Source organism: Aureimonas psammosilenae (assembly GCF_009176975.1).
GTDB lineage: Bacteria > Pseudomonadota > Alphaproteobacteria > Rhizobiales > Rhizobiaceae > Plantimonas > Plantimonas psammosilenae.
In genome coordinates this window covers 91,783-112,329 of sequence record NZ_WEZG01000002.1, presented here as the reverse complement: position 1 = coordinate 112,329, position 20,547 = coordinate 91,783, and the positions used below count along the sequence as shown (strand labels likewise).

Annotated in this window: 17 protein-coding genes and 1 tRNA gene; 11 read left to right on the top strand and 7 right to left on the bottom strand. The window is 66.1% G+C overall.

The features are described 5' to 3' along the window. Positions 1-19: 19 nt before the first annotated feature. Positions 20-817, bottom strand: coding sequence for an SDR family NAD(P)-dependent oxidoreductase (locus tag F9929_RS04265; RefSeq protein ID WP_152045309.1), 798 nt, complete (start codon positions 815-817; stop codon positions 20-22). A 98-nt stretch (positions 818-915) separates the two neighbouring features. Here F9929_RS04265 and F9929_RS04260 point away from each other — a divergent pair, with 98 nt between their 5' ends. The 4 genes from F9929_RS04260 (at position 916) to F9929_RS04245 (ending at position 5,507) form a co-directional block, all read left to right on the top strand. Continuing rightward, positions 916-1,668: a 16S rRNA (uracil(1498)-N(3))-methyltransferase gene (locus F9929_RS04260; RefSeq protein WP_152045308.1), complete on the top strand. Its 753-nt coding sequence runs from the start codon at positions 916-918 to the stop codon at positions 1,666-1,668. Between the two features lie 103 nt (positions 1,669-1,771). Then, positions 1,772-3,145 (top strand): glutamate--cysteine ligase, encoded by a 1,374-nt coding sequence (locus F9929_RS04255; protein ID WP_152045307.1) that lies wholly within the window; start codon positions 1,772-1,774, stop codon positions 3,143-3,145. 55 nt (positions 3,146-3,200) lie between these two features. Next, the gene (locus F9929_RS04250) at positions 3,201-4,103 is read left to right on the top strand and encodes a hypothetical protein (RefSeq protein WP_152045306.1); all 903 of its coding nucleotides are present in this window, start codon (positions 3,201-3,203) and stop codon (positions 4,101-4,103) included. An 84-nt stretch (positions 4,104-4,187) separates the two neighbouring features. After that, positions 4,188-5,507 (top strand): hemolysin family protein, encoded by a 1,320-nt coding sequence (locus tag F9929_RS04245; protein WP_152045305.1) that lies wholly within the window; start codon positions 4,188-4,190, stop codon positions 5,505-5,507. A gap of 75 nt (positions 5,508-5,582) precedes the next feature. On the opposite strand, the gene F9929_RS04240 is transcribed toward F9929_RS04245, so the two are convergent. Beyond that, positions 5,583-5,846 carry a DUF1127 domain-containing protein gene (locus F9929_RS04240; RefSeq protein WP_152045304.1) on the bottom strand — a complete coding sequence of 88 codons (264 nt, stop codon included), beginning with the start codon at positions 5,844-5,846 and terminating at the stop codon, positions 5,583-5,585. 179 nt (positions 5,847-6,025) lie between these two features. Here F9929_RS04240 and F9929_RS04235 point away from each other — a divergent pair, with 179 nt between their 5' ends. The 3 genes from F9929_RS04235 to F9929_RS04225 are packed head-to-tail and all read left to right on the top strand — an operon-like array spanning position 6,026 to position 9,328. Beyond that, a complete protein-coding gene (locus F9929_RS04235; protein ID WP_152045303.1) occupies positions 6,026-6,979 on the top strand; it encodes a LysR family transcriptional regulator in 954 nt (317 codons plus the stop codon). A 4-nt stretch (positions 6,980-6,983) separates the two neighbouring features. Then, positions 6,984-8,576 carry an exodeoxyribonuclease VII large subunit gene (gene xseA / locus F9929_RS04230; protein ID WP_152045302.1) on the top strand — a complete coding sequence of 531 codons (1,593 nt, stop codon included), beginning with the start codon at positions 6,984-6,986 and terminating at the stop codon, positions 8,574-8,576. Positions 8,577-8,578: 2 nt separating this feature from the next. Then, a complete protein-coding gene (locus F9929_RS04225; protein ID WP_152045301.1) occupies positions 8,579-9,328 on the top strand; it encodes a ribonuclease H family protein in 750 nt (249 codons plus the stop codon). 198 nt (positions 9,329-9,526) lie between these two features. On the opposite strand, the gene F9929_RS04220 is transcribed toward F9929_RS04225, so the two are convergent. The 3 genes from F9929_RS04220 to F9929_RS04210 all read right to left on the bottom strand — a co-directional run bounded on the left by F9929_RS04220 (position 9,527) and on the right by F9929_RS04210 (position 10,888). Beyond that, a complete protein-coding gene (locus F9929_RS04220) occupies positions 9,527-10,003 on the bottom strand; it encodes a response regulator (protein ID WP_235919027.1) in 477 nt (158 codons plus the stop codon). Between the two features lie 209 nt (positions 10,004-10,212). After that, positions 10,213-10,289: transfer RNA gene (locus F9929_RS04215), tRNA-His, on the bottom strand. 98 nt (positions 10,290-10,387) lie between these two features. Next, positions 10,388-10,888: a phasin gene (locus F9929_RS04210; RefSeq protein ID WP_235919025.1), complete on the bottom strand. Its 501-nt coding sequence runs from the start codon at positions 10,886-10,888 to the stop codon at positions 10,388-10,390. A 227-nt stretch (positions 10,889-11,115) separates the two neighbouring features. Here F9929_RS04210 and F9929_RS04205 point away from each other — a divergent pair, with 227 nt between their 5' ends. The 4 genes from F9929_RS04205 to F9929_RS04190 all read left to right on the top strand — a co-directional run bounded on the left by F9929_RS04205 (position 11,116) and on the right by F9929_RS04190 (position 18,816). After that, positions 11,116-14,490 (top strand): ATP-binding protein, encoded by a 3,375-nt coding sequence (locus tag F9929_RS04205; RefSeq protein WP_152045300.1) that lies wholly within the window; start codon positions 11,116-11,118, stop codon positions 14,488-14,490. A gap of 225 nt (positions 14,491-14,715) precedes the next feature. Further along, positions 14,716-15,759: a Fe(3+) ABC transporter substrate-binding protein gene (locus tag F9929_RS04200; protein WP_152045299.1), complete on the top strand. Its 1,044-nt coding sequence runs from the start codon at positions 14,716-14,718 to the stop codon at positions 15,757-15,759. A gap of 62 nt (positions 15,760-15,821) precedes the next feature. After that, positions 15,822-17,417, top strand: a complete 1,596-nt coding sequence (locus tag F9929_RS04195; protein WP_235919074.1) for an ABC transporter permease — start codon at positions 15,822-15,824, stop codon at positions 17,415-17,417. Positions 17,418-17,691: 274 nt separating this feature from the next. After that, on the top strand, positions 17,692-18,816 hold the full coding sequence (locus F9929_RS04190; protein ID WP_152045298.1) for a hypothetical protein: 1,125 nt from the start codon (positions 17,692-17,694) through the stop codon (positions 18,814-18,816). Between the two features lie 4 nt (positions 18,817-18,820). Here the strand turns inward: F9929_RS04190 and F9929_RS04185 are convergent, their stop codons facing one another. Beyond that, positions 18,821-19,645 (bottom strand): ABC transporter permease, encoded by an 825-nt coding sequence (locus tag F9929_RS04185; RefSeq protein WP_152045297.1) that lies wholly within the window; start codon positions 19,643-19,645, stop codon positions 18,821-18,823. Further along, positions 19,642-20,544, bottom strand: coding sequence for an ABC transporter permease subunit (locus F9929_RS04180; RefSeq protein ID WP_152045296.1), 903 nt, complete (start codon positions 20,542-20,544; stop codon positions 19,642-19,644). The genes F9929_RS04185 and F9929_RS04180 overlap by 4 nt, the downstream gene beginning before the upstream one ends. Positions 20,545-20,547: the final 3 nt, after the last annotated feature.

Genomic DNA, 20,547 nt, shown 5'->3' with positions numbered 1-20,547 from the left:
TCCGAGAGCCGAAATCGGCTCAATTCTGGATCGAGATCACCGAGCCGGCATCGACGCGGTAGTTCGCGCCGTTGACGAAGGACCCACGCTCGGACACCAGAAGCGCGATCACCGCCGCGACCTCTTCCGCCTTGCCGCGCCGCTTCAGCGTCAGACCCGGACGCTCTTCCTCGAGGAAGGTGCGGATCGCTTCGTCGAAGGAAACACCCATCTCCTTCGCCCGCTTCTTCATCATTTCGTCCGTCATCGGGGTTTCGATGAATGCCGGCGCGACGGTGTTGCAGAGGATGCCGTCCTCGGCCGACTTGTAGGACAGGTTCTTCACGAAAGCGGCGAGCGAGGCCTTGGCGGCATTATAGGTCGCCTCCTCCCAATAAGGCTGGACGGCGTTCTCGGAGGTGATGCAGACGAACCGGCCCCAGCCGTTCTTCTTCATATGCGGGAAGGTGGCGCGGGCGACATGGACTGCCGACAAAAAGTCGGTGCGCCAGGCGTCGAGATAATCTTGGTCGGTCATGGCGAGAGGATCGCCCTTGGCCCCGGTCACGCCGGCCGTATGAACGACGATGTCAATCCGGCCGAAGCGCTCGATGGCAACCTTGGCAAGGGCATCGACGGCGCTCTGATCGGTCACGTCGGCGGGAAAAGCGAAGGCCTGCGCCCCGAGCCTCACCACTTCCTCTTCCAGTTCGGCGACTTTGATGTCGGACAGAACGAGCTTCACGCCTTCATCGGCCAGGAGCTTGGCCGTCGCAAACCCCATGCCGAGGCTCGCGCCGGTGATGATCGCGACGCGATCTTTGATCCCGAGATCCATGTTCGCTCCCACTCTCGCGCTCGGTGCTTGGCGCTTGCGCGTGACAACGGACACGGCTGGCTTAGGTTTCTCCTCCCAATTCCCGCGACGACCGATCGATGCCCGACCACGACTTCAAGAGCCCTCGCCTTTTCGTGGACGCCGCGCTCGGGCCCGATGCGCCCGTGGAGGCCGATCCGGCCCAAGTGAACTATCTTCTCAACGTCATGCGTCTCGAAGGGGGAGCCAACGTGCTTCTCTTCAACGGGCGGGACGGCGAATGGCGCGCGCGGCTCGACCGGCAGAGCAAGAAGCGGCTTTTCCTCGTGCCGGAAACGCGCACCCGGCCGCAGCCGGCGACTCCGTCCTTGCGCTACCTTTTCGCGCCGCTGAAATCGGCCCGCCTCGATTACATGGTGCAAAAGGCCGTGGAGATGGGCGCGGGCGTGCTTCAGCCGGTCATCACGCAGCACGTCCAGGCCCCGCGCCTCAACGTCGATCGGATGCACGCCAACGCGGTGGAAGCGGCCGAGCAATGCGGCATCCTCAACGTCCCCGAATGCCGCGAGCCGATGAAGCTCGCCGACGCTCTGGAGACGATGCCACCCGGCCGACGCCTCGTCTTCTGCGACGAGCGCGAGGATGCGGCGAGCCCGATCGAAACCCTGCGGGAACTCGGCGGCGTGCCGGTCGACCTCCTGATCGGGCCGGAAGGCGGTTTCTCGTCGGAAGAAAGACAGCGCCTTCGCGGGCTGGATTTCGTGACGGCGATTTCCCTCGGACCGCGCATCCTGCGGGCCGACACGGCAGCCGTCGCGGCGCTCGCGGTGGTGCAGGCCGCGATCGGCGATTGGACGCCGGACACCGATTGAAGCGGGGACGGCATCGCGCCGCCTTGCGCGGCAAGGTGAAAAGCCGCAGACAGCATTCCCAAGAGATGAAACCTTGGCGGCGGAAGGCCGGTCGGGGAGAGGCATGGCGCGCGACACAACGGATCTGACACCGATCTCCTCCATGGACGATCTGGTGGACCACCTTCGGTCCGGGGAAAAGCCGGAAGCGGCTTTTCGAATCGGCACGGAACACGAGAAGTTCGGCTTCTACCGCGATACGCTCGCGCCGGTGCCCTACGAGGGCGAGCGCGGCATCGAGGCCGTTCTGAAGGGAATGCAGGCGCGTTCCGGCTGGGAGCCGATCCTCGACGAGGGCCGGTTGATCGGCCTTGCCGGCACCGCCGGCGGGGGCGCGATCTCGCTGGAGCCGGGCGGGCAGTTCGAGCTTTCGGGCGCGCCGTTGGAGACGATCTTCGAGACCTGCGCAGAATCGAACCGGCATCTGGCGGAAGTGAAGGCCGTCGCCTCGCCGCTCGGCGTGGAGTTCCTCGGGATCGGGTCGAGCCCGCTCTGGCGGCTGGACGACACGCCGCGGATGCCGAAGTCGCGCTACGACATCATGCGCCGCTATATGCCGAAAGTCGGCACGCGCGGCCTCGACATGATGTTCCGCACCTCCACGATCCAGGTCAATCTCGACTTCTCCACCGAAGCCGACATGGCCCGCAAGATGCGCGTCGGCATGCGCCTCCAGCCGGTCGCCTCCGCGCTTTTCGCCAATTCGCCTTTCACGGAAGGACAGCCGAACGGCATGGTGTCCTGGCGCTGCGGCGTGTGGGAGGATGTCGACAACCAGCGCTCCGGCCTTCTGCCTTTCGTGTTCGAGGAGGGCTTCGGCTATCGCGACTACGCGGAATGGGCGCTGGACGTGCCGATGTATTTCGTGATTCGCGACGGGCGCTATATCGACGCCACCGCCATCACCTTCCGCCAGTTCCTCGACGGCGCCTATGCCGACAGGCTCGGCGGCCAGCCCCCGTCCATGGGCGACTGGACCAACCATCTGTCGACCCTCTTCCCCGACGTGCGTCTAAAGCGTTTCATCGAGATGCGCGGGGCCGATGGCGGTCCGTGGCGGGAAATCTGCGCCCTGCCCGCCTTCTGGGTCGGCCTTCTCTACGACGCCGACACCTTGGCCGCGGTCGATTCGCTGACGAAGGACTGGACCTTCGAAGAGGTCTCGATCCTTCGCGCCGCCGTGCCGCGCACAGGCTTTGCGACGCCTTTCCGCGACGGCACGGTGCTGGATCTCGCCCGCGAGGCGGTGCGCCTGTCGCGCGAGGGCCTCGCCAAGCGGGCACGCCTCAACGAGGAAGGTTTCGACGAAACCGTGTTCCTCAGCCCGCTGGAAGAAGCGCTGGCGCGGGGCCGCACGCCGGCCGAGGAGCTCCTGCGCCTTCATTCCGAGCGCTGGAACGGCGAGATCGCCCCCCTCTTCCGCCATCTGGCCTATTGAAGCCCACCTCCCGAACCGTCATTCTCTCGGCCAAGTGACGGAACGGGAGCAGCGCATGGCGGATCACGACGACCGGTGGCGAGCGCCCGATCCGAACGCCCTCGCCGACCGTCTGGCGCAGGAAATGCGCCTCAGCCACGCGGACATGGAAAAGGCGAGAGCGGCGCTGGAGCCCGTTTTCGCGCTCGGTCTTCGCCAGGCGATGGAAAGCCCGGCGCGCTGGGCGCGGCTCGCCGAAGCCTTCACCGCGATGACGCCGCAAGGCGGGGCCCCCGCCCGAGGGCCCGCCGGCGAAAGTTTCCTCGACGCCATTCTCGGCTCCGGTCCCTTGCGGGAGGCCGTGTCCCGGCAGGCCTCGGTTCTCACCGGCATCTCGCAGGACGCGCTCGCGCGGATGATGCCGCAGCTTGCCGCCATCGGCATGGAAGCGATGATGCGCAACGCCTTCTCGACCTGGAGTCGCGGGCAGCCCGTGGGTCTTGCTTCCGGCGATTTCGGCGCGGCCACCGCCGAGATGATGCGGCGCGGCGCCAACGCGGTGGAAGCCATGACGCGCCCTTCCGATGCCGGCCGCCCGGCGCGCTTTGCCGCCGCGTCCACGCCCGCCGACTTCTTCGCCGACGCCTTCGGGCAGGCGTTCCAGGCGGGTCTCGGCCTTTGGTCGCGAAGCGCCCCCGCCCCGGTTCCGGCTCGTCACGATTCTGCTTCCGCTTTCGACCCCGTGGCTCCCTTCGCCGTGATGTTCGAGGCCTTCGCCAAGGGGATGCAGTCGGCCGCCGACACGATGCGGGTGCCCGAGCGTGCGGCTCCCCCGCCGCCTTCCCCCGCGCCGCGAAAGCCCGCACCGCAGCTCTTCGACGCCTTCATGCAGTCCGGGCAGAAGATGCGCGAGGACTACGCGCGCGAGATGACGGCGGTCTTCGATCGCTTCGCCGAGAAAGGCAAATCGGCCGAGTGACGATCGCACCCTGTCGAAATATGCCCCGGCTGTGCTATCTCGGCGGACGAAGGTTGTCGTGAGACAGCCGCCACCGGTGGATCGATGCTTCTTCTCAACGCGCTGATCGTCTTTCTTCTCGTTCTCCTGAACGGGTTCTTTGCGATGTCCGAACTGGCGCTGGTTTCCGCCAAGCGCTCGCGGCTCCAGCAACTGGCGGATGACGGAAGCAAAAGGGCCAAGAGCGCCCTGAAGCTCACCGAGGACCCGACCGCCTTTCTGTCCACCGTCCAGGTCGGCATCACGCTCGTCGGCATCATCGCCGGCGCCTACGGTGGCTCCGTGTTTTCCGGCCCGCTGGCCGAGCAGTTGCGGGATGTTCCGGGCGTCGGCACCTATGCCGACGCCGTGGCCTTCACGCTGGTCATCATCGTCATCACCTACCTGTCGCTGATCTTCGGCGAGTTGGTGCCCAAACGCTTCGCCCTGAAGCGCTCGGAAGCCATCGCCGTCTTCGTCGCGCCCTTCATGAGCGGCATCGCCAAGATCGGCGCGCCCATCGTCTGGCTGCTGTCGGTGTCCACGGTCGCCGTGTCCAAGCTCTTCGGTGCCTCCACCGAGGAAACGAACATGGTCACGGAAGAGGACGTGAAGGCCATGATCGCCGAGGGCACGCAAAGCGGCGTCTTCGAGGAAAAAGAGCGCGAGATGCTGGAAGGGGTGCTGCGCATCGCCGACCGCAACGTGCGCTCCATCATGGTGCCCCGCCCCGATGCCGACTGGCTGGCGGGCGGCGACGACGCCGACACGATCCTCGACGAGATCCGCAATGCCGGCCATTCGCGCTTCCCCGTGATGGGCGAGGATTCCGACGACATCATCGGCGTCGTGCAGGCCAAGGACCTTCTGGAGCAGGTTCGCCGCAACGGAACGGTGGATCTCGCCGCCGCCCTTCGCGAGCCGCTCTTCGTCAACGAGACGATGCCGATCCTGAAGCTTTTGGAACGCTTCCGGGCAGCCAATATCCACATGGCCATCGTTCTCGACGAGTACGGCTCCTTCGAAGGCATCGTCACGCCGACCGACATCCTGGCTGCCATCGGCGGCTCCCTGCCCGAGGGTGAGAACGAGGACTACGCCTTCGCCCAGCGCGCCGACGGCTCCTGGCTCATCGACGCCGGCATCCCGATCGATCAGGTGGAGCGCACGCTGGCGCCCTTGAAGCTGCCGCGCGAGCGCGACTACGAAACGCTGGCCGGCTTCATGCTGGACCGCTTCGGCCATATCCCCGATGTCGGCGAGATCGTGGAATGGGCGGACTGGAAGTTCGAGGTCGTGGATCTCGACGGCCGGCGCATCGACAAGATCCTGGCCTCGCGCGCTTCGGCGGCGACGGAGGACGAGGACGGCGGCACGGCTTTCTGAGGCTCCGCATCCCCCGAACGAAAACGGCCCGCCGAAGGTGGCGGGCCGCTCAGTTTCCAGTTCTGATATCGACAATCATTTTGCCCGGCGTCGCTCCGCCGCGCGCATGGCGAGCCGGAACGTCGGATCGTCCCGCCAATTGGCCGACAGGGCTTCCGACACATCGTCGCGCTTCAACCCGATATCGGTCAGGAGATAATCGGGCAGGTCGCCGACATGGCGGGCCGCACGATGGTTGCGGAACGAACGGGCCATGGCGGCCACGGCCGCGAAAGCCACATGCACGCTCGGCAGGCCATCGGACAGGCCGCCGGACAAGGTTCTCGGCAATATGGACATCGTGATCTCTCCTTGAGTTCTCGTTTCCGGACAAAGCTTCGCCCTTCGCCGGAAAGGGTCGCTTCCGGCGGCGTTCAGGCATCGGCTCGTTCCGATGCAAACGAGATAGGACCGATGGATTGATCAAGCCAACGAATGTTGCTTATACTGTCCATCAGGCTGAATGATGGATCGCTGCCATGGCCGCTCCTCTCGATCTCGACCAGGTCCGCACTTTTCTCGCCATCGTGGATACGGGCAGTTTCACCCGTGCCGCCGACGAGGTGTTCAAGACGCAGAGCGCCGTTTCCATGCAGATGCGGAAGCTGGAAGAACGGCTGGACACCGTGCTTTTCGAGCGCAACGGCCGCAGCGTGAAGCTCACGGAAGACGGCGACCGGCTGCTCGGTTACGCCCGCAAGCTTCTCAGCCTCAGCATCGAAACGCTGACGGCCTTCGACGAGGAATCGATCGAGGGCCATGTGCGCATCGGCCTGCCGGACGATTATGCCGAACGTCTTCTCCCCGAGATCATGGCGCGCTTCTCGCGCTCCAATCCGCGCGTCGAGTTGCAGATCGCCTGTGAGCCTTCGCAAAACCTCACCGATCATATCGAAAAAGGCCTCCTGGACGTCGCTCTCGTTTGTCCGAGCCGGATCGCCCATGCGGAAGTCGTCCGTCGCGAACCCCTGCACTTCGTCACCTCCGCCGCTCATTGCGTTCACGAGGAGAAGGTCCTTCCGCTGGCGATCGGGCGCGCCGACTGCACATGGCGCAAGCAAGGCATCGAAGCCTTGAAGGCAATCGACCGAGACCATCGGGTACTTTTCACCTCCTGGTCGGCGACGATCGTCGCGTCCGCCGTTCTGGCGGGTCTGGCCGTCAGCGTTCTGCCGGAATGCGCCCTGCGATCGGGAATGCGGGTTCTGACCGAAGCGGACGGCTTCCCGAAACTGGAGGACGCCGAGATCGGCATGATCCGCGGCCGTAATTCCGATCGCCCGGTGGTGGAAGCCTTGATCGCCCATATCCGCGACAGCTTGCAGAACATGAGCCCTGCCCCGGCCATCGAGGTGGCGGCCTATCAAACCGAGCAGGCGCGGCTCGCCCGCGTGGGCCGAGGGCGCAGCAACCTTCTGGCTGCCGGATGGTGAGCCGTTGAGCGCGCTTCCCGACCTTGCCGCGACCGAAACCAACGCGGCCGAATATACCGTTTCGGAGCTTTCCGGCGCGCTGAAGCGCACGGTGGAAAGCGCCTTCGACCACGTGCGCGTGCGCGGCGAGATTTCCGGCTATCGCGGGCCGCATTCCTCCGGCCACGCTTATTTCGCCTTGAAGGACGACCGCTCGCGCCTGGAAGCCGTGGTTTGGCGCACGGCCATGGCGAAGCTTCCCTTCAAGCCCGAGGAAGGGCTGGAGGTGATCGCCACCGGCAAGCTCACCACCTATCCCGGCTCCTCGAAGTACCAGATCGTCATCGAGCATCTGGAGCCCGCCGGCGCGGGCGCGCTGATGGCGCTTCTGGACGAGCGGCGGCGCAAGCTGGAGGCCGAGGGCCTGTTCGCGCCCGAGCGCAAGCGACCGCTGCCCTTCCTGCCGCGCGTCGTCGGCGTCGTGACCTCGCCGACCGGCGCGGTGATCCGCGACATCCGCCACCGCATCACCGACCGCTTCCCCCTGCATCTCCTCGTTTGGCCGGTGCGCGTCCAGGGCGAAACCTGCGGGGCCGAGGTCGCGGCGGCCATCGAGGGCTTCAACGCCCTTGAGGCGGGCGGCGCGATCCCCCGGCCCGATCTCCTGATCGTGGCGCGCGGCGGCGGCAGCCTCGAAGACCTTTGGGGCTTCAACGACGAGGCCGTGGTGCGGGCGGCGGCGGGCTCCGCGATCCCGCTGATCTCGGCCATCGGCCACGAAACCGACTGGACCTTGATCGACCACGCCGCCGACCGGCGCGCGCCAACGCCGACCGGCGCGGCGGAAATCGCGGTTCCGGTGCGGGCCGATCTCGATGCCGGCATTGCCGGCCTCAACGCGCGACTGTCCACCGGCATTTCGCGCCGTTTGGCCGATGGCGGGCGCTCCGTCGCCGGTCTGTCGCGCGCTCTGCCTTCCATCGACATGCTGCTCGCCATGCCGCGCCGCCGGCTCGACGACGCGTCGAGCCATCTCGGCCGCAGCCTTCAGGTGACGGTCGGCGAAAAGCGCCGCACTTTCGGCGAATCGGGCGCGCGCCTGTCGCCGGCTCGGCTCGACGGACTCGTGAAGGAAAAGCGCGGGGACCTCCGCCACGTCGAAACGCGCGGCCGGCATAGCCTCGACAACTTCCTCGCGCGCCGACGCCAGCGTTTCGAGCGCGTGGTCTCGGAACTGCGCCCCCATGCCATCGCGACGCGCAGCCAGGAAGGCCGCACAAAGCTGGAAGCCCTGGGAGCCCGTCTGGAACGCGCCTTCGGCTACACGCAGCAGCGGCGCACGGACGCGCTCGGCGCGGTGTCGCGCGTCGCCGCCAGCCTCGATCCCCGCCAGGTGCTGCAGCGCGGCTATGCGATCATCCGCGACCCGAACAACGCCGACACGCCGATCACCAGCGCGGCCAAGCTGAAATCCGGCACGATCTTCGAGGTCGAGCTCGCCGACGGCCGTCGCCGGGCCATCGCCACGAGGGCCTCCAAGACGGAACCTAAAGCGACGAAAACGAAGACCGCCGCGCCGGAAAAGCCGCCCAAGGAAGGCCAGGGCACGCTGTTCTGACCATGGCGAGCGATACGGATGCGGGAGCCGGGCGGGCGAAGCGGCGCAGGCCGATCTCGGCGGCCGAGATCGAAGCGGCGAAGACGCTGGATGGCGACTTCACGCGCGAGCGCCTGCGCGCCTGGGGCCTTTCATGGCCGCCGAAAGCCGGGTGGCGGCAAAGGCTCGTGCAAACGGGCGTGCCCTTCGCCTGCCCGCGTCCCGAAGGCTTCGACGCGCTGGAACGGGAAGCCGGCTTCCCGGCGACCAGCCCCCTCCTCGCTCCTGCCGGCCCCGGTGCATCGGTTCTGCCGGACGATGCGCTGCAGATCTTCACGGACGGCTCCTGCACGCCGGGCTTCTCGCCGGGAGGCTGGAGCTTCACGGTTTATCGGGAGGGCCGGGAAATCCATGCCTCGCTCGGCGGCGAGGCCGCCACCACCAACAACCGCATGGAACTGACGGCATTGCTTGGCGCGCTGTCCTGGCTGGGTGAGAAGGAGCCGGCAAGAATCTGGACGGACAGCCACTACGTTTATCGCGGGTTTCTGGAACGCCGCGAAGGCTGGCGACGGCAGAGCTGGACTCGAGGCCCGGAAGGCGGCACGGCCAATGCCGACCTTTGGCGGCAGTTCGACGCGCTTCTCCCATCCCGCATTGTGGAGATTCACTGGACCAAGGGACATGCCGGCACGCCCGGAAACGAGCGCGCCGACGCGCTCGCCGTTCTCGGCCGAGGCATCGCCGAGAAGAAGGCAGGCATGCGGCGGTGAGAACCTCCGCCGCTCAAAGATCGGCGCGGAGTGCCTAGAGCATCGTCCGAAATATCGAACGCAAATCTACCTTGTGCCTTCGGCCCAAATCCATCGGGTTTCGCCTGCGGCCGTAGCCCCGCTACGACCTTGTCGAACCCCTCGACCTTGGACCAAAAGCCCGGCGGCATACCCGCGTCCGATATCCCGGACGACGCTCTAGAGCGCGGCTGTCGGCTGGTTGAACAGGAGCCCGGCAAGGAGGCTCATATCCACCGGCTTCATCACCCGAGGCACGTTGTCGTAGGCCGCCGGAATGGCGCCCGCCTCGTAACCGGTGGCGAAGATGAAGGGTACGCTGCGCTGCCGCAGTCGGTCGGCGATGGGATAGGCTTTCTCGTCGCCGAGATTCACATCCAGGATCGCGCCGTCGAGCGCCTTCGTTTCGATGAGGCCGAGCGCTTCCTCGACGCTCGGCACGGGACCGACCGCGAATCCGCCGACGCGCGTCAGCTCGTTGCCGAGTTCCTGCGCCAGCATGTATTCGTCCTCGACCACGAGAATGGATCGGCCGGCGAAGCTTGGCTGCGCTGCCTTCGCAGCGTGAAAGTTATCCGCCCGCAAGGCCGTTCGCTGCGGCTCACCGATGGCGCTCCGCTTGGCTTCTTCCGACCATTTTCCCGGATCGTGTCGCACAGGCCTGCCCCTTGCCTTCGCAGGGAGACAATAAACGGGAGAAGCCGTGACACCCGCAAGAGTCGCCCCGTTAGCCGCCTCAACTCACGCAGCGTCGAATTAACGAAACGAACCGCTGGAATTCAAAGGGAAAAGCGGAAGCAAGAACGACCGCACAGCCATCACAGGGGCAGGAAGCTGCATCTCGAAAACGATAATGTGAAAAGAGATGGTACGGTTGAGTGGGTTCGAACCACCGACCTTCGGAGCCACAATCCGACGCTCTAACCAACTGAGCTACAACCGCATGCCGCCGAGGCGATCTGCCTTGGCGCGTCAAATAGATGGTTTTGCCTTGAGAGGCAAGGCCGATGCGGCAATGAACGCACCGGCCTTGGGCGACGATCACATTCCCTTGGCCGCTTCGCTCGCCCGCTGGAACGCTTCGCGGCCGGGTTTCAGCAAGTCCTGCGCGATCGACTGCGTCAGCGACTGCATTTCCTTGGCCTGATCGGTGGAGGTCTCGATCTGCTGGCGCACGTAGCGCGTTTGCAGCTCGATCACCTCGGCGAAGGACTTCGCCGCCATCAGGCGTTCCAGATGCGAGAAGCCGAGATCGGCGTTGCGCCGCATCGCGTCGATGGCGCGCTTCGACAGTTGCAGGGAATTGTTGTGGGCGCTTTCCATCGTGTTTTCCAGCGTCCGCGTGGCTTCCTCGGCCGCCGTCTTCATGCGCCCATAGGCCTCGCGCGACTGCTCCATGGAGCGCTGCGTCATGGTGCGGAAGGCCTCGTTCATCTTGGCGGGGTCCATGCCGATGGCGCTTTGCGCGTTGCGCATCGCCTCTTCCGAAGCGCGCCGCATTTCGTCCATCGGGTTGCCGTCGCCATTGCCAGTATCCGACATCTCATCTCTCCCAGATAGCCTGCGATCGCGGGGGTGTGACCCGCCCTCGAACTCACCGAAAGCAACGACCGCGAATCGCACTTCGTTGCACCCTGCGATTAACCTTTACTCAAGCATTTGCTTCCGCGACATCATAGTTTCTGGAACGGCCCTTTCTCTGCCGTTATTAAGCTTTCGTTAATTGCGGTGGCATGTTTCGAGTCGCTGTCCTTCGGCGGTATGGTGTGATGAGTTCTGCGCCCGGCGCGATCCTTCCCGAGCTTCTGGCGCTTGCGCAGGTCCGTGCGGCGCGGCGCGGATGCGCGAGCCTCGTTCTGAACGCTTCGCTGAGCGACGTCCTCTTCGCCGATCCGGCGGGGCGGGACCTTTTCGGCCTCAGCGCCGGCGCGGCCCTGCCGCCGCTTCTCACACGCCAGCTTCGCTCCGGCCTTCGCCGCGCCCTCGAAGGAACGAGTGTGCGCGTCCTTCTGCGCCTCGCCTCCGGGCCGAGCGCGCAGCCCGTATCGGCCGAGATGCTCGGCCTCCCCGCCGCCGGCGAGAAGGTGATTCTGCTCGTCACCGAAGCCGCCAGACGCGCCGCGCTTAACCTTGATCCTGCCACGCTTCTTGCCGATCTCGGCGAGGCCGAGGGCGCCGCGGGTCTTTTCGGTGCCGATGGCATGGTTGTCTCGGGCCGGGCCTTCCCGGACGGTCTTTCGGCGGACCAGAACCTGTCGCGAGCGGTCCAGTCCTTGCTGGCGGATGATACGAACCAGTCGGACATCATCGTGGGAAATGTCGCGATCCGCCTTCTCCGGGTCGAGGACGACCTCGTTCTGGCTCTCGCGTCGCAAGCCGCCAAAGCGCCCGAAGCCCCGGTCTCGGCCGGAATGAACATCGCCGCGATTGTCGGGCGCTGGCATGTGCGGCGCAGCGAAGGCGGCGAGGACGACGCGTCCGCGACGCAACCGCCGCTGCGCGCCATCTGGGGAGCGCCCACTTTTTCCGAGCCGCAAGCGCCTGTTCTCGCCGCCTCCCCCGTGCCCGAACATCAACCGGCCGTGCCTTCCGACGAGCCGCCGGCAACGGCGGACGACCAGCCCATCGACCGGCCGAGCGTCGTGACCCTGCCGGACATGCCGGAAGAAGAAGCCGGCGATCTGGATCTCCCTTTCGAGGCCGACGAAGAACAACCGGAAGAAGGCGACCTTCCGCCGCCGCCGCATGAATTGCCGCCGGAAAGCGCTCCCGCGTCAGTGGAAGGGCCGACGTCCGCTGGAGCGGACATCGCCGCCTCCCCCTTCGTGCCGCGTTTCGACCGGCCGCCGGCGCGCTTCGTTTGGCAGATCGACCGCAACGGAGCGTTCCGCTCTCTTTCGCCTGAATTTGCCGATGCGGTGGGTCCGCGATCCGCCGACGTGATCGGCCGCTCCTTCGCCGACGTCGCGGCCAGCTACGGCTTCGACGGGAGTGGCGAAATCCGCCGCCTCCTGGAGCGTCGCGACACGTGGTCGGGGCGCACCGTGTTCTGGCCCCTGGAAAACACCGACCGCCGCGTGCCGATCGACCTCGCGGCCCTGCCGACCTATGGCCGCGACCGCACCTTCGACGGCTTTCGCGGCTTCGGCATCGTGCGCGGCGCGGAAGCGCAGGAAGATCCCCGCGCGATCGGCATGAGCTTCGCCCGCGCGCCGGCCTCGCCCGCGCCGTCCGAGGTTGAAGCGCCTGCCGCAACGCCAACCGAGCCGGCCGCGCCGAATGCGTTGTTCCGCCGGATCGAGACCGATCTGCCGGCCGCGTCCTTCGGCCGTCGCCCGACGCCGCCAGCCGTATCGGCGCCCGCCGAGCCGAGCGAGGATGCGCAAGCGCCGAAAGTGATCCGCCTTGGCGAGCGCCGCCGGGCGCGCGAAGGCAGCCTGTCGGAAACCGAGGAAGCCGCGTTTCGCGCCATCGGCGCCAAGCTCGGCAAGCGATCCGAAGCAGAAACGCCGGGCGCGCTGCGCTTCGAGGAACCGGCAACCGCACCGACCGCCGAGGAGCCCGTTTCGGCCCCGCAAGCCCCGACCGACAGCGCCGTGCCCGCAGCCGACGATAGGGCGGACTCGACCCCGGATGAGAGGCAAGCGCTTCTCGACACGGGCGTGGAAGACGCGCCGCTTTCCGCTGAGACGGCGCAGGACGAAGCGCGCGAGGCTCTCGCGGCCCTCCCCTTGCCCATTCTCGTTCAGGCCCGCGACACGGTCGTCTTCGCCAACGAGCCCTTCTTCGCGCTTGTCGGCCACCGCGACATCGAGGCCCTGAACGAAGCTGGCGGGCTCGATACGCTGTTTGCCGATACGCCCGATGGCGCGGCCCCGGGCGAGATGGTTTTGTGCCGGGCGGACGGGAATACGGTGCCCGCCAAGGTGCGAATGCAGCGCATCCCCTTCGCCGGTCGCTCGTCGCTGTTGATGACCTTCGAGACGGTCGAGATGCCGGTGGCCGAATCGCCGGAACTCGACGATCTGCGCCGCGAGGTCGGCGAGTTGAAGACGGTTCTCGACATCGCGACGGACGGCGTCGTCCTCACCGACATGGACACCGCGGTGCGGGCCGTGAACGGTTCGGCGCAGGCCCTGTTCGGCTTGAGTGCCGAGGAGTTCCAGGGCCGCGCCCTGTCCAGCCTCTTCGCGCACGAATCGCAGCGCGCCGTTTCCGAATATGTGGAGACCTTGAAGAACACGGGGCTCGCCGGCGTCCTGAACGACGGGCGCGAGGTGATCGGCCGCGTGGCGCAGGGCGGCTTCATTCCGCTCTTCATCACCATCGGCCGCTTGTCGGACGATCGCGGCTGGTGCGTCGTGATCCGCGACATCGCCCATTGGAAGCGCAACGAGGAGGAACTCGTGAACGCGCGCCGGGCGGCGGAAGCGGCGAGCCTTCACAAGAGCCGGTTCCTCGCCAACATCACGCACGAGCTTCGTACGCCGCTGAACGCCATCATCGGCTTTGCCGACGTCATGGCGTCGGAATGCTTCGGCCCGATCGGCAACGAGCGCTACATCGAGTATCTCGGCGACATCAAGCGCTCGGGCCATCACGTCCTCGATCTCGTGAACGATCTTCTCGACATCGCCAAGATCGAGGCGGGCAAGCTGGAACTGACCTTCGAGTCGGTGTCCCTCAACGAGGTTCTCGCCGAGGTCGTGTCCGTGATGCAGCCGCAGGCGAACCGCGAGCGGGTGATCGTGCGCTCGAACCTGCCGCCTTCCGTGCCTCCGGTGGTCGCCGACCGCCGCACCATCCGGCAGATCGCACTGAACCTTCTGTCGAATTCGGTGCGTTTCACGCCGGCCGGAGGCCAGATCATCGCCTCCACCACCTATACGGCGGAAGGCGACGTGCTTCTTCGGGTGCGCGACAGCGGCATCGGCATGACGGAGCGCGAGATCGAGATCGCCCTGACGCCCTTCCAGCAGGTGCATCACAACTCCGAAGAGCGTGGCCAGGGAACGGGGCTCGGCCTGCCGCTAACCAAGGCCATGGCGGAAGCCAATCGCGCCAGTTTCGCGATTCGCTCCAAGCCTGGCGAAGGCACGCTTGTGGAGATCGCCTTTCCCTCGCAGCGCGTTCTGGCGGACTGATCTGGATCACGCGGAATAACGTTTAGGTGATCGCGCGGCTGGCTCGTAGCTGCCTGTTTCCGCAGCGGTATGGAAAAACATGAGCTTGGAAGGAATGTTTAAAACCACTCCAGATTGAGCATTCGCCGGGGCGGGCCGGATCGGGAAGTTCGGCCTTGTGCAATCCGGCTCGGTGCGGCGAAGGGAAGCACGTCGTCCCCTTCGTTCACCGGAGCGCCCGAGCCCATGCAGACCCTGCCTTTCGCCATCCGCGTTGCCGCCGCTGCGGCAACCCTGACAATCGCGAGCCTGCCAGCGGCCCATGCCGCGGACGTCAACATCTATTCCTCGCGCCAGCCCGCCCTGCTGCAGCCCTTGCTGGATGCCTTCAAAACGGAAACCGGCCTCACCGCCACCGCCGTCTTCATCGAGAAGGGCATGGAAGAGCGCATCAAGGCCGAAGGCGCGAACTCGCCCGCCGACCTCGTGATGACCATCGACATCGGCCGTCTCGACGCGGCCAAGCAGGCCGGCATCCTTCAGCCGGTGAAGAGCGACGTCCTGGAAAAGAACATCCCGGCCACCTTCCGCGATCCGGCCGGCGAATGGTTCGGCCTCACCTCGCGCGGCCGCGTCGCCTATGTCTCGGCCGAGCGGGTGAAGGATACGGCCCTCACTTACGAGGGCCTCGCCGATCCGAAATGGAAGGGCAAGCTCTGCATTCGCTCCGCCCAGCATCAATACAACGTCGCGCTCGTGGCCGCCTTCATCGCCCATCACGGCGAAGCGGACACCAGGAAGTGGCTGGAAGGCTTCCGCGACAACCTCGCCACCAAGCCGGAAGGCGGCGACCGCGACCAGGCCAAGGCCATCGCGGCGGGTGAATGCGATATCGGCCTCGGCAACACCTATTATGTCGGGCTGATGCAGACCAACGAGAAGGAACCGGCGCAGAAGGAATGGGCCAAAGCCATCCGCGTCGTGATGCCGACCTTCGAGAACGGCGGAACGCATGTGAACATTTCCGGCGTCGGTCTCGCCAAGAATTCGCCGAACAAGGCGAATGCGGTGAAGCTGATGGAATGGCTGTCGAGCGACGAAGCCCAGCGGATCTATGCCGACGCGAACTACGAATATCCGGTGGAGCCGGGCATCGCGGTTTCCGAAACGGTGAAGGCCTTCGGCACGCTGAAGCCCGACACGATCTCCTTGTCCGACATCGCCAAGAACCGGCCGGCCGCCGCCAAGCTGATCAACGAAGTCGAGTTCGACGCCGGTCCGCGAAGCTGATCGCCGCTCTTCTCGGCCGGCGCCAGGATATCGGCGTCGGCCGTTTTCTCGTTTTCTCCGTGGTGGCGGCCTTGGCGGCCGCCGTTCCGCTCGTCGCGCTCGTCGCCATCGCCTTCTCGGGCGGTGGCGATTCGCGTTGGGGTATCGTCGGCGATACGGCAGGGCGGACCGGCGGCACGACGCTCATCCTCATGCTCGGCGTCGCGGTCTCGACCGCCGCCATCGGCACGGTGACGGCCTGGCTGACGACGAGCTTCGACTTTCCCGGCCGGCGCGTCCTGTCTTCCGCGCTCGTCCTGCCGCTCGCCGTGCCGACCTATATCGCCGCATATTGCTTCACGGAGTTCCTGCATGCCACCGGGCCGGTGCAGACCGCGATCCGTGACCTCTTCGGCTTCCGCACGTCCCGCGAATACTGGTTTCCCGACATCCGCTCGCTCGGGGGCGCGATCGCGATCCTGTCGCTGGTGCTCTACCCATACGTCTTTCTCACCGTCCGGGCGCTCCTAGCGGTTCAGGGCCGCTCGATCCGCGAGGCCGCCGCGATCCTGGGCGCCGGCGAGTTCCAGTCCTTCTGGCGCGTGCTTGTGCCCCTCGCCCGCCCGGCGGTCGCCACCGGGGTCGCGCTGGTTCTCATGGAAACCGTCAACGATATCGGCGCGGTGGAAGCGCTCGGCGTTCGCACGACGACTTTCGCGATCTATTCCACCTGGCTGAACGGCAACGACCTGCAGGGCGCGACGCGGATCGCCATGGCGATGCTGGTCTTCGTGCTGCTTCTGGTCTTCGTGGAGCGCTTCGCTCGTCGCAAACAAGCCTTCGCCAGTTCGGGAAGCGACCGGCAGGGCGCAAGCCCGGTTCAATTGCGCGGGGCCAAGGCCGCCGGCGCAGCGCTTCTCTGCACCCTCCCCGTTCTGGGCGGCTTCGGCATCCCCTTCTATGTTCTGGCCGATTATTCCTCGCGCCGCCTTTCCCTTCTTCTGGAGCCGGCGCTTTGGGATGCGCTGCGCAACACGGTCATGGTGGCAGGGGCCGCGGGCGTCGTTGCGGTCATCATCGCTCTTTGCACGATCTTTGCCGTGCGGCTGACGGGGTCTGGTCCTTTGCGATTTCTGTCGCGCATGGCGAGCGTCGGCTATGCGATCCCCGGAACCGTGCTCGCCATCGGCCTCCTCGTGCCGCTCGCCGCCTTCGACAACGCGCTGGATGCCTGGATGCGGGCCAATCTCGGCACCTCCACCGGCCTTCTCCTGTCGGGTTCGGGCTTCGCGGTGGTTTATGCGGCGTCGGCGCGCTTTGCCGCCATGAGCCAGGGGGCCGTCGAGAACGGCTTCGCCAGCCTGCCGCCGAGCCTCGACATGGCGGCGCGCGGCTTCGGCTGTTCGGCGACGCGGATGCTGCGCGAGATCTTCCTGCCGCTTCTGCGCCCCGCCCTCGTCACGGCCTTTCTTCTCGTCTTCGTGGAAACCGCCAAGGAACTTTCGGCGACGATCCTCCTGCGCCCCTTCGGCTTCGAGACGCTGGCGACCTATGTCTATGCGCAGGCCTCGCGCGCCGCCTTCGAGGACGGTGCGCTGGCCGCGCTCCTGATCGTTCTGGCCGGCATCCTGCCCGTCGCGCTCCTGCGCCGGACCGTCGATCCTCCATCCCGGCTTTAGGAAGCGAGCTCGACACGGTTCCCGACGTCCGGATTGGCCAACGCCTTACCGTTCATCACGACCCTGCCATGGATCACCTCGCGCACCGCAAGCTTCACGATCTTGCCGGACTTGGTGCGGAAGATATCGGCGACTTGCAGCTCCAGCGCCGGTACGGCGGCGAACGGCGATCAATGCGCGAGCACTCGTCTCCAGCCAGGAACAACCCGTCGCCATCATCATGGGGAAGAGTTCGCTCGTCGCCGCTTCCCGTCCACATGAGCTTCGATCCATCATGGCCAAAGCCGTCCTCGCCCTCGCCGCCGTTCTTTCAGCTTCTTTCGCCTCCGCCACTTGGGCAGCCGGGGAAGCCAAGCCGTCCGGCGGGGAGATGGGCGTCAAGACGCAAAGCGCGCTCGGGGAATGCGCGCTTCGCTACGGGCAATCGCTGAAGCGGATCGGCGACGAGAACCTGCCCAACCTCACCGCCCTGACGCGCCGCCCGGCAGTCGCGGGTGATCAACCGGCGGGGACGCCAGCCACCGCCGGCGATCCGACGCTGCCCGGAACGCTCCTTTTCGTGTCGCGCCCGCGCCCGCGCTCGCCCGCCGAGATCGGCGCGCTGACGGCGGCCGTGGCGCTGGCGCGCTCCAAGGGCGCGACGTCGGCCGTGGTCAGCGACGACAATGCCTGGATCGCCGCGCGCCTTCGCGAGGACCTGAGCGATTATCTTCGCCAGAAACCGACCCCGTTCATCTGCAACGGGGTGAAGGACTACCTGCGAACGCTGCGAAGCTACGCCGTCAGGCTCGGCCCGGTTGCCGGTCAGCGCGAAGCGCGACTGGCGACGCAGAAAGCGGCGACGGAGCGCGCGGTCCGAGCGGCTCTCGAGGCGATCCGCCTGACCCATCCCGCCTCCGTCGCATCGGTGAAGCCCACCCCGTCCACTATGGCTGAGGTGACGAATACCGCCCCCACCCCGGTCGCAAGCGATGCATCACCGGCGAAACCTGAGGAAGCCGCGAGTGAAACCGCTCTTCGGCTGGATCGGCCGGAGGATCTCATCGCCACCGTCGACCGGCTCGTGTCGGACGTCACGGCGGCCGAGCTGGTGATCGAGTCCGCTCCCGCTCCCGCTCCGGCGCCGAACGGGGCGCCGGTGCCGCCCCCGCTGGACCTGTCCGCCCATCCGGTTCTGGCCAAGCTCGCGGCGGCGAAACCCCTCGTCACCTCGGCCAAGCCCACCATCCGCGACCAGCCGGTGCGCCTGAAAGTGCTGGCGGCCTTCGCCGATCTGGAAATGCTCGACTATCTTCTGGAAGCGAAAGCCGAGGTGGAGAATCCCGTCGCCGGAGCGCTCGCCAAGGCGATGGACGAGATCGAGAAGGCGCAAAGCGAGGACTGCACCTGCCTCCGCTGAGCCGTCAGTTCGAAGCCGCCGCCGCCATGCGCTCGTCGCGCTCGCGGCGGACGAGCTGGCGCTTGGTCAGAATGCCGGAAATGATCACGCCGACCGAGACGATCGCGATGAGGATCGTGCAGATGGCGTTGATTTCCGGCGTCACGCCAAGGCGCACCTGGCTGTAGATCCGCATCGGCAAGGTCGTCGCGCCCGGTCCCGTGGTGAAGGACGAGATCACCAGATCGTCGATGGACAGGGTCAGCGCCAGCATCCAGCCGCTCGCCACCGCCGTCCAAATCACCGGCAGGGTGATGAGGAAGAAGGTCTTCCACGGCGGGCATCCGAGATCCTGCGCCGCTTCTTCCAGGCTCCGGTCGACAGTCACGAGCCGCGACTGCACCACCACCGCGACGAAGCACATGGTGAAGGTGACATGCGCGATGGTGAGGGTCCAGAAGCCGCGATCGAAGCCGATCGCGACGAAGAGCAGCAGAAGCGACAGGCCGGTGATGACTTCCGGCATGACGAGAGGCGCATAAACGAAGCCGGAAAACAGGAGCCGGCCCCGGAAGCGGGCGAAGCGCACGAGGGCCAAGGCGGCCAGCGTGCCGAGAACGGTGGCGATCGTCGCCGACAGAAGGCCGACGCGGATCGTGACCCAGGCCGCTTCCAGCATCTGCGTATTGTGCCAGAGCGCCGTGTACCACTCAGTCGAGAACCCGCCCCAAACCGTGACGAGGCGCGAGGCGTTGAAGGAATAGATCACCAGAATGATGATCGGCACGTAGAGAAACGCGAAGCCGAGAAACACGCAGGCGATGTTGAAGGCGCTCCAGCGGGTTTTCATCGATCCACCTTGGCTTGCGCGCGCTGGAAGAACACGATCGGGATCACGAGCACGAGAAGGAGGATCACCGCCACGGCGGAGGCCACCGGCCAGTCGCGGTTGGAGAAGAACTCGTCCCACAAGGTCTTGCCGATCATCAGCGTTTCGGACCCGCCGAGGAGATCGGGGATCACGAACTCGCCGACCGCCGGAATGAAGACGAGGAAGGCGCCGGCGAGAACGCCCGGCAGGGACAGAGGAAAGGTGATCTTCCAGAAGGCCTTCACCGGCGGGCAGCCGAGATCGTTCGCCGCCTCGATCAGCCGACCGTCCATCCGCTCGAGGCTCGCATAGATCGGCAGCACCATGAAGGGCAGGTACGAATAAACGATGCCGATATAGATCGCCGTTTCGGTGTTGAGGATCGTCAGCGGCGCGGAAATCAAGCCCGTCCAAAGCAGAAACTGGTTGAGAAGGCCCTCGTTCTTCAGGATGCCTATCCAGGCATAAACGCGGATCAGGAAGCTCGTCCAGAAGGGCAGGATCGTCATCATCAGGAGGATGGGGCGAAGGCCGGCCGGTGCCTTGGCCATGCCATAGGCGAAGGGATAGCCGACGAGAAGCGCCAGAAGCGTCGAGACGAAGGCGATCCTGAGGCTCGACAGGTAGGCGTCGATGTAAAGCGGATCATCGAGCAGGAAGCCGTAATTGTCCGGCACGAACTCCTTCACGCCGTCCACGATCGAGGACCACGCGAAGTCGAAGACCGGCAGATAAGGCGGCTGCGCGATGGCCGTCGTCGAGAAGGAAATCTTCAGGACGATCAGGAAGGGCACGAGAAAGAAAACAAGGAGCCAGAGATAGGGCACCCCGATCACGGTGGACTTGTAAAGCCGTCCGACGTTGCTGCGCTCGGCCATCGG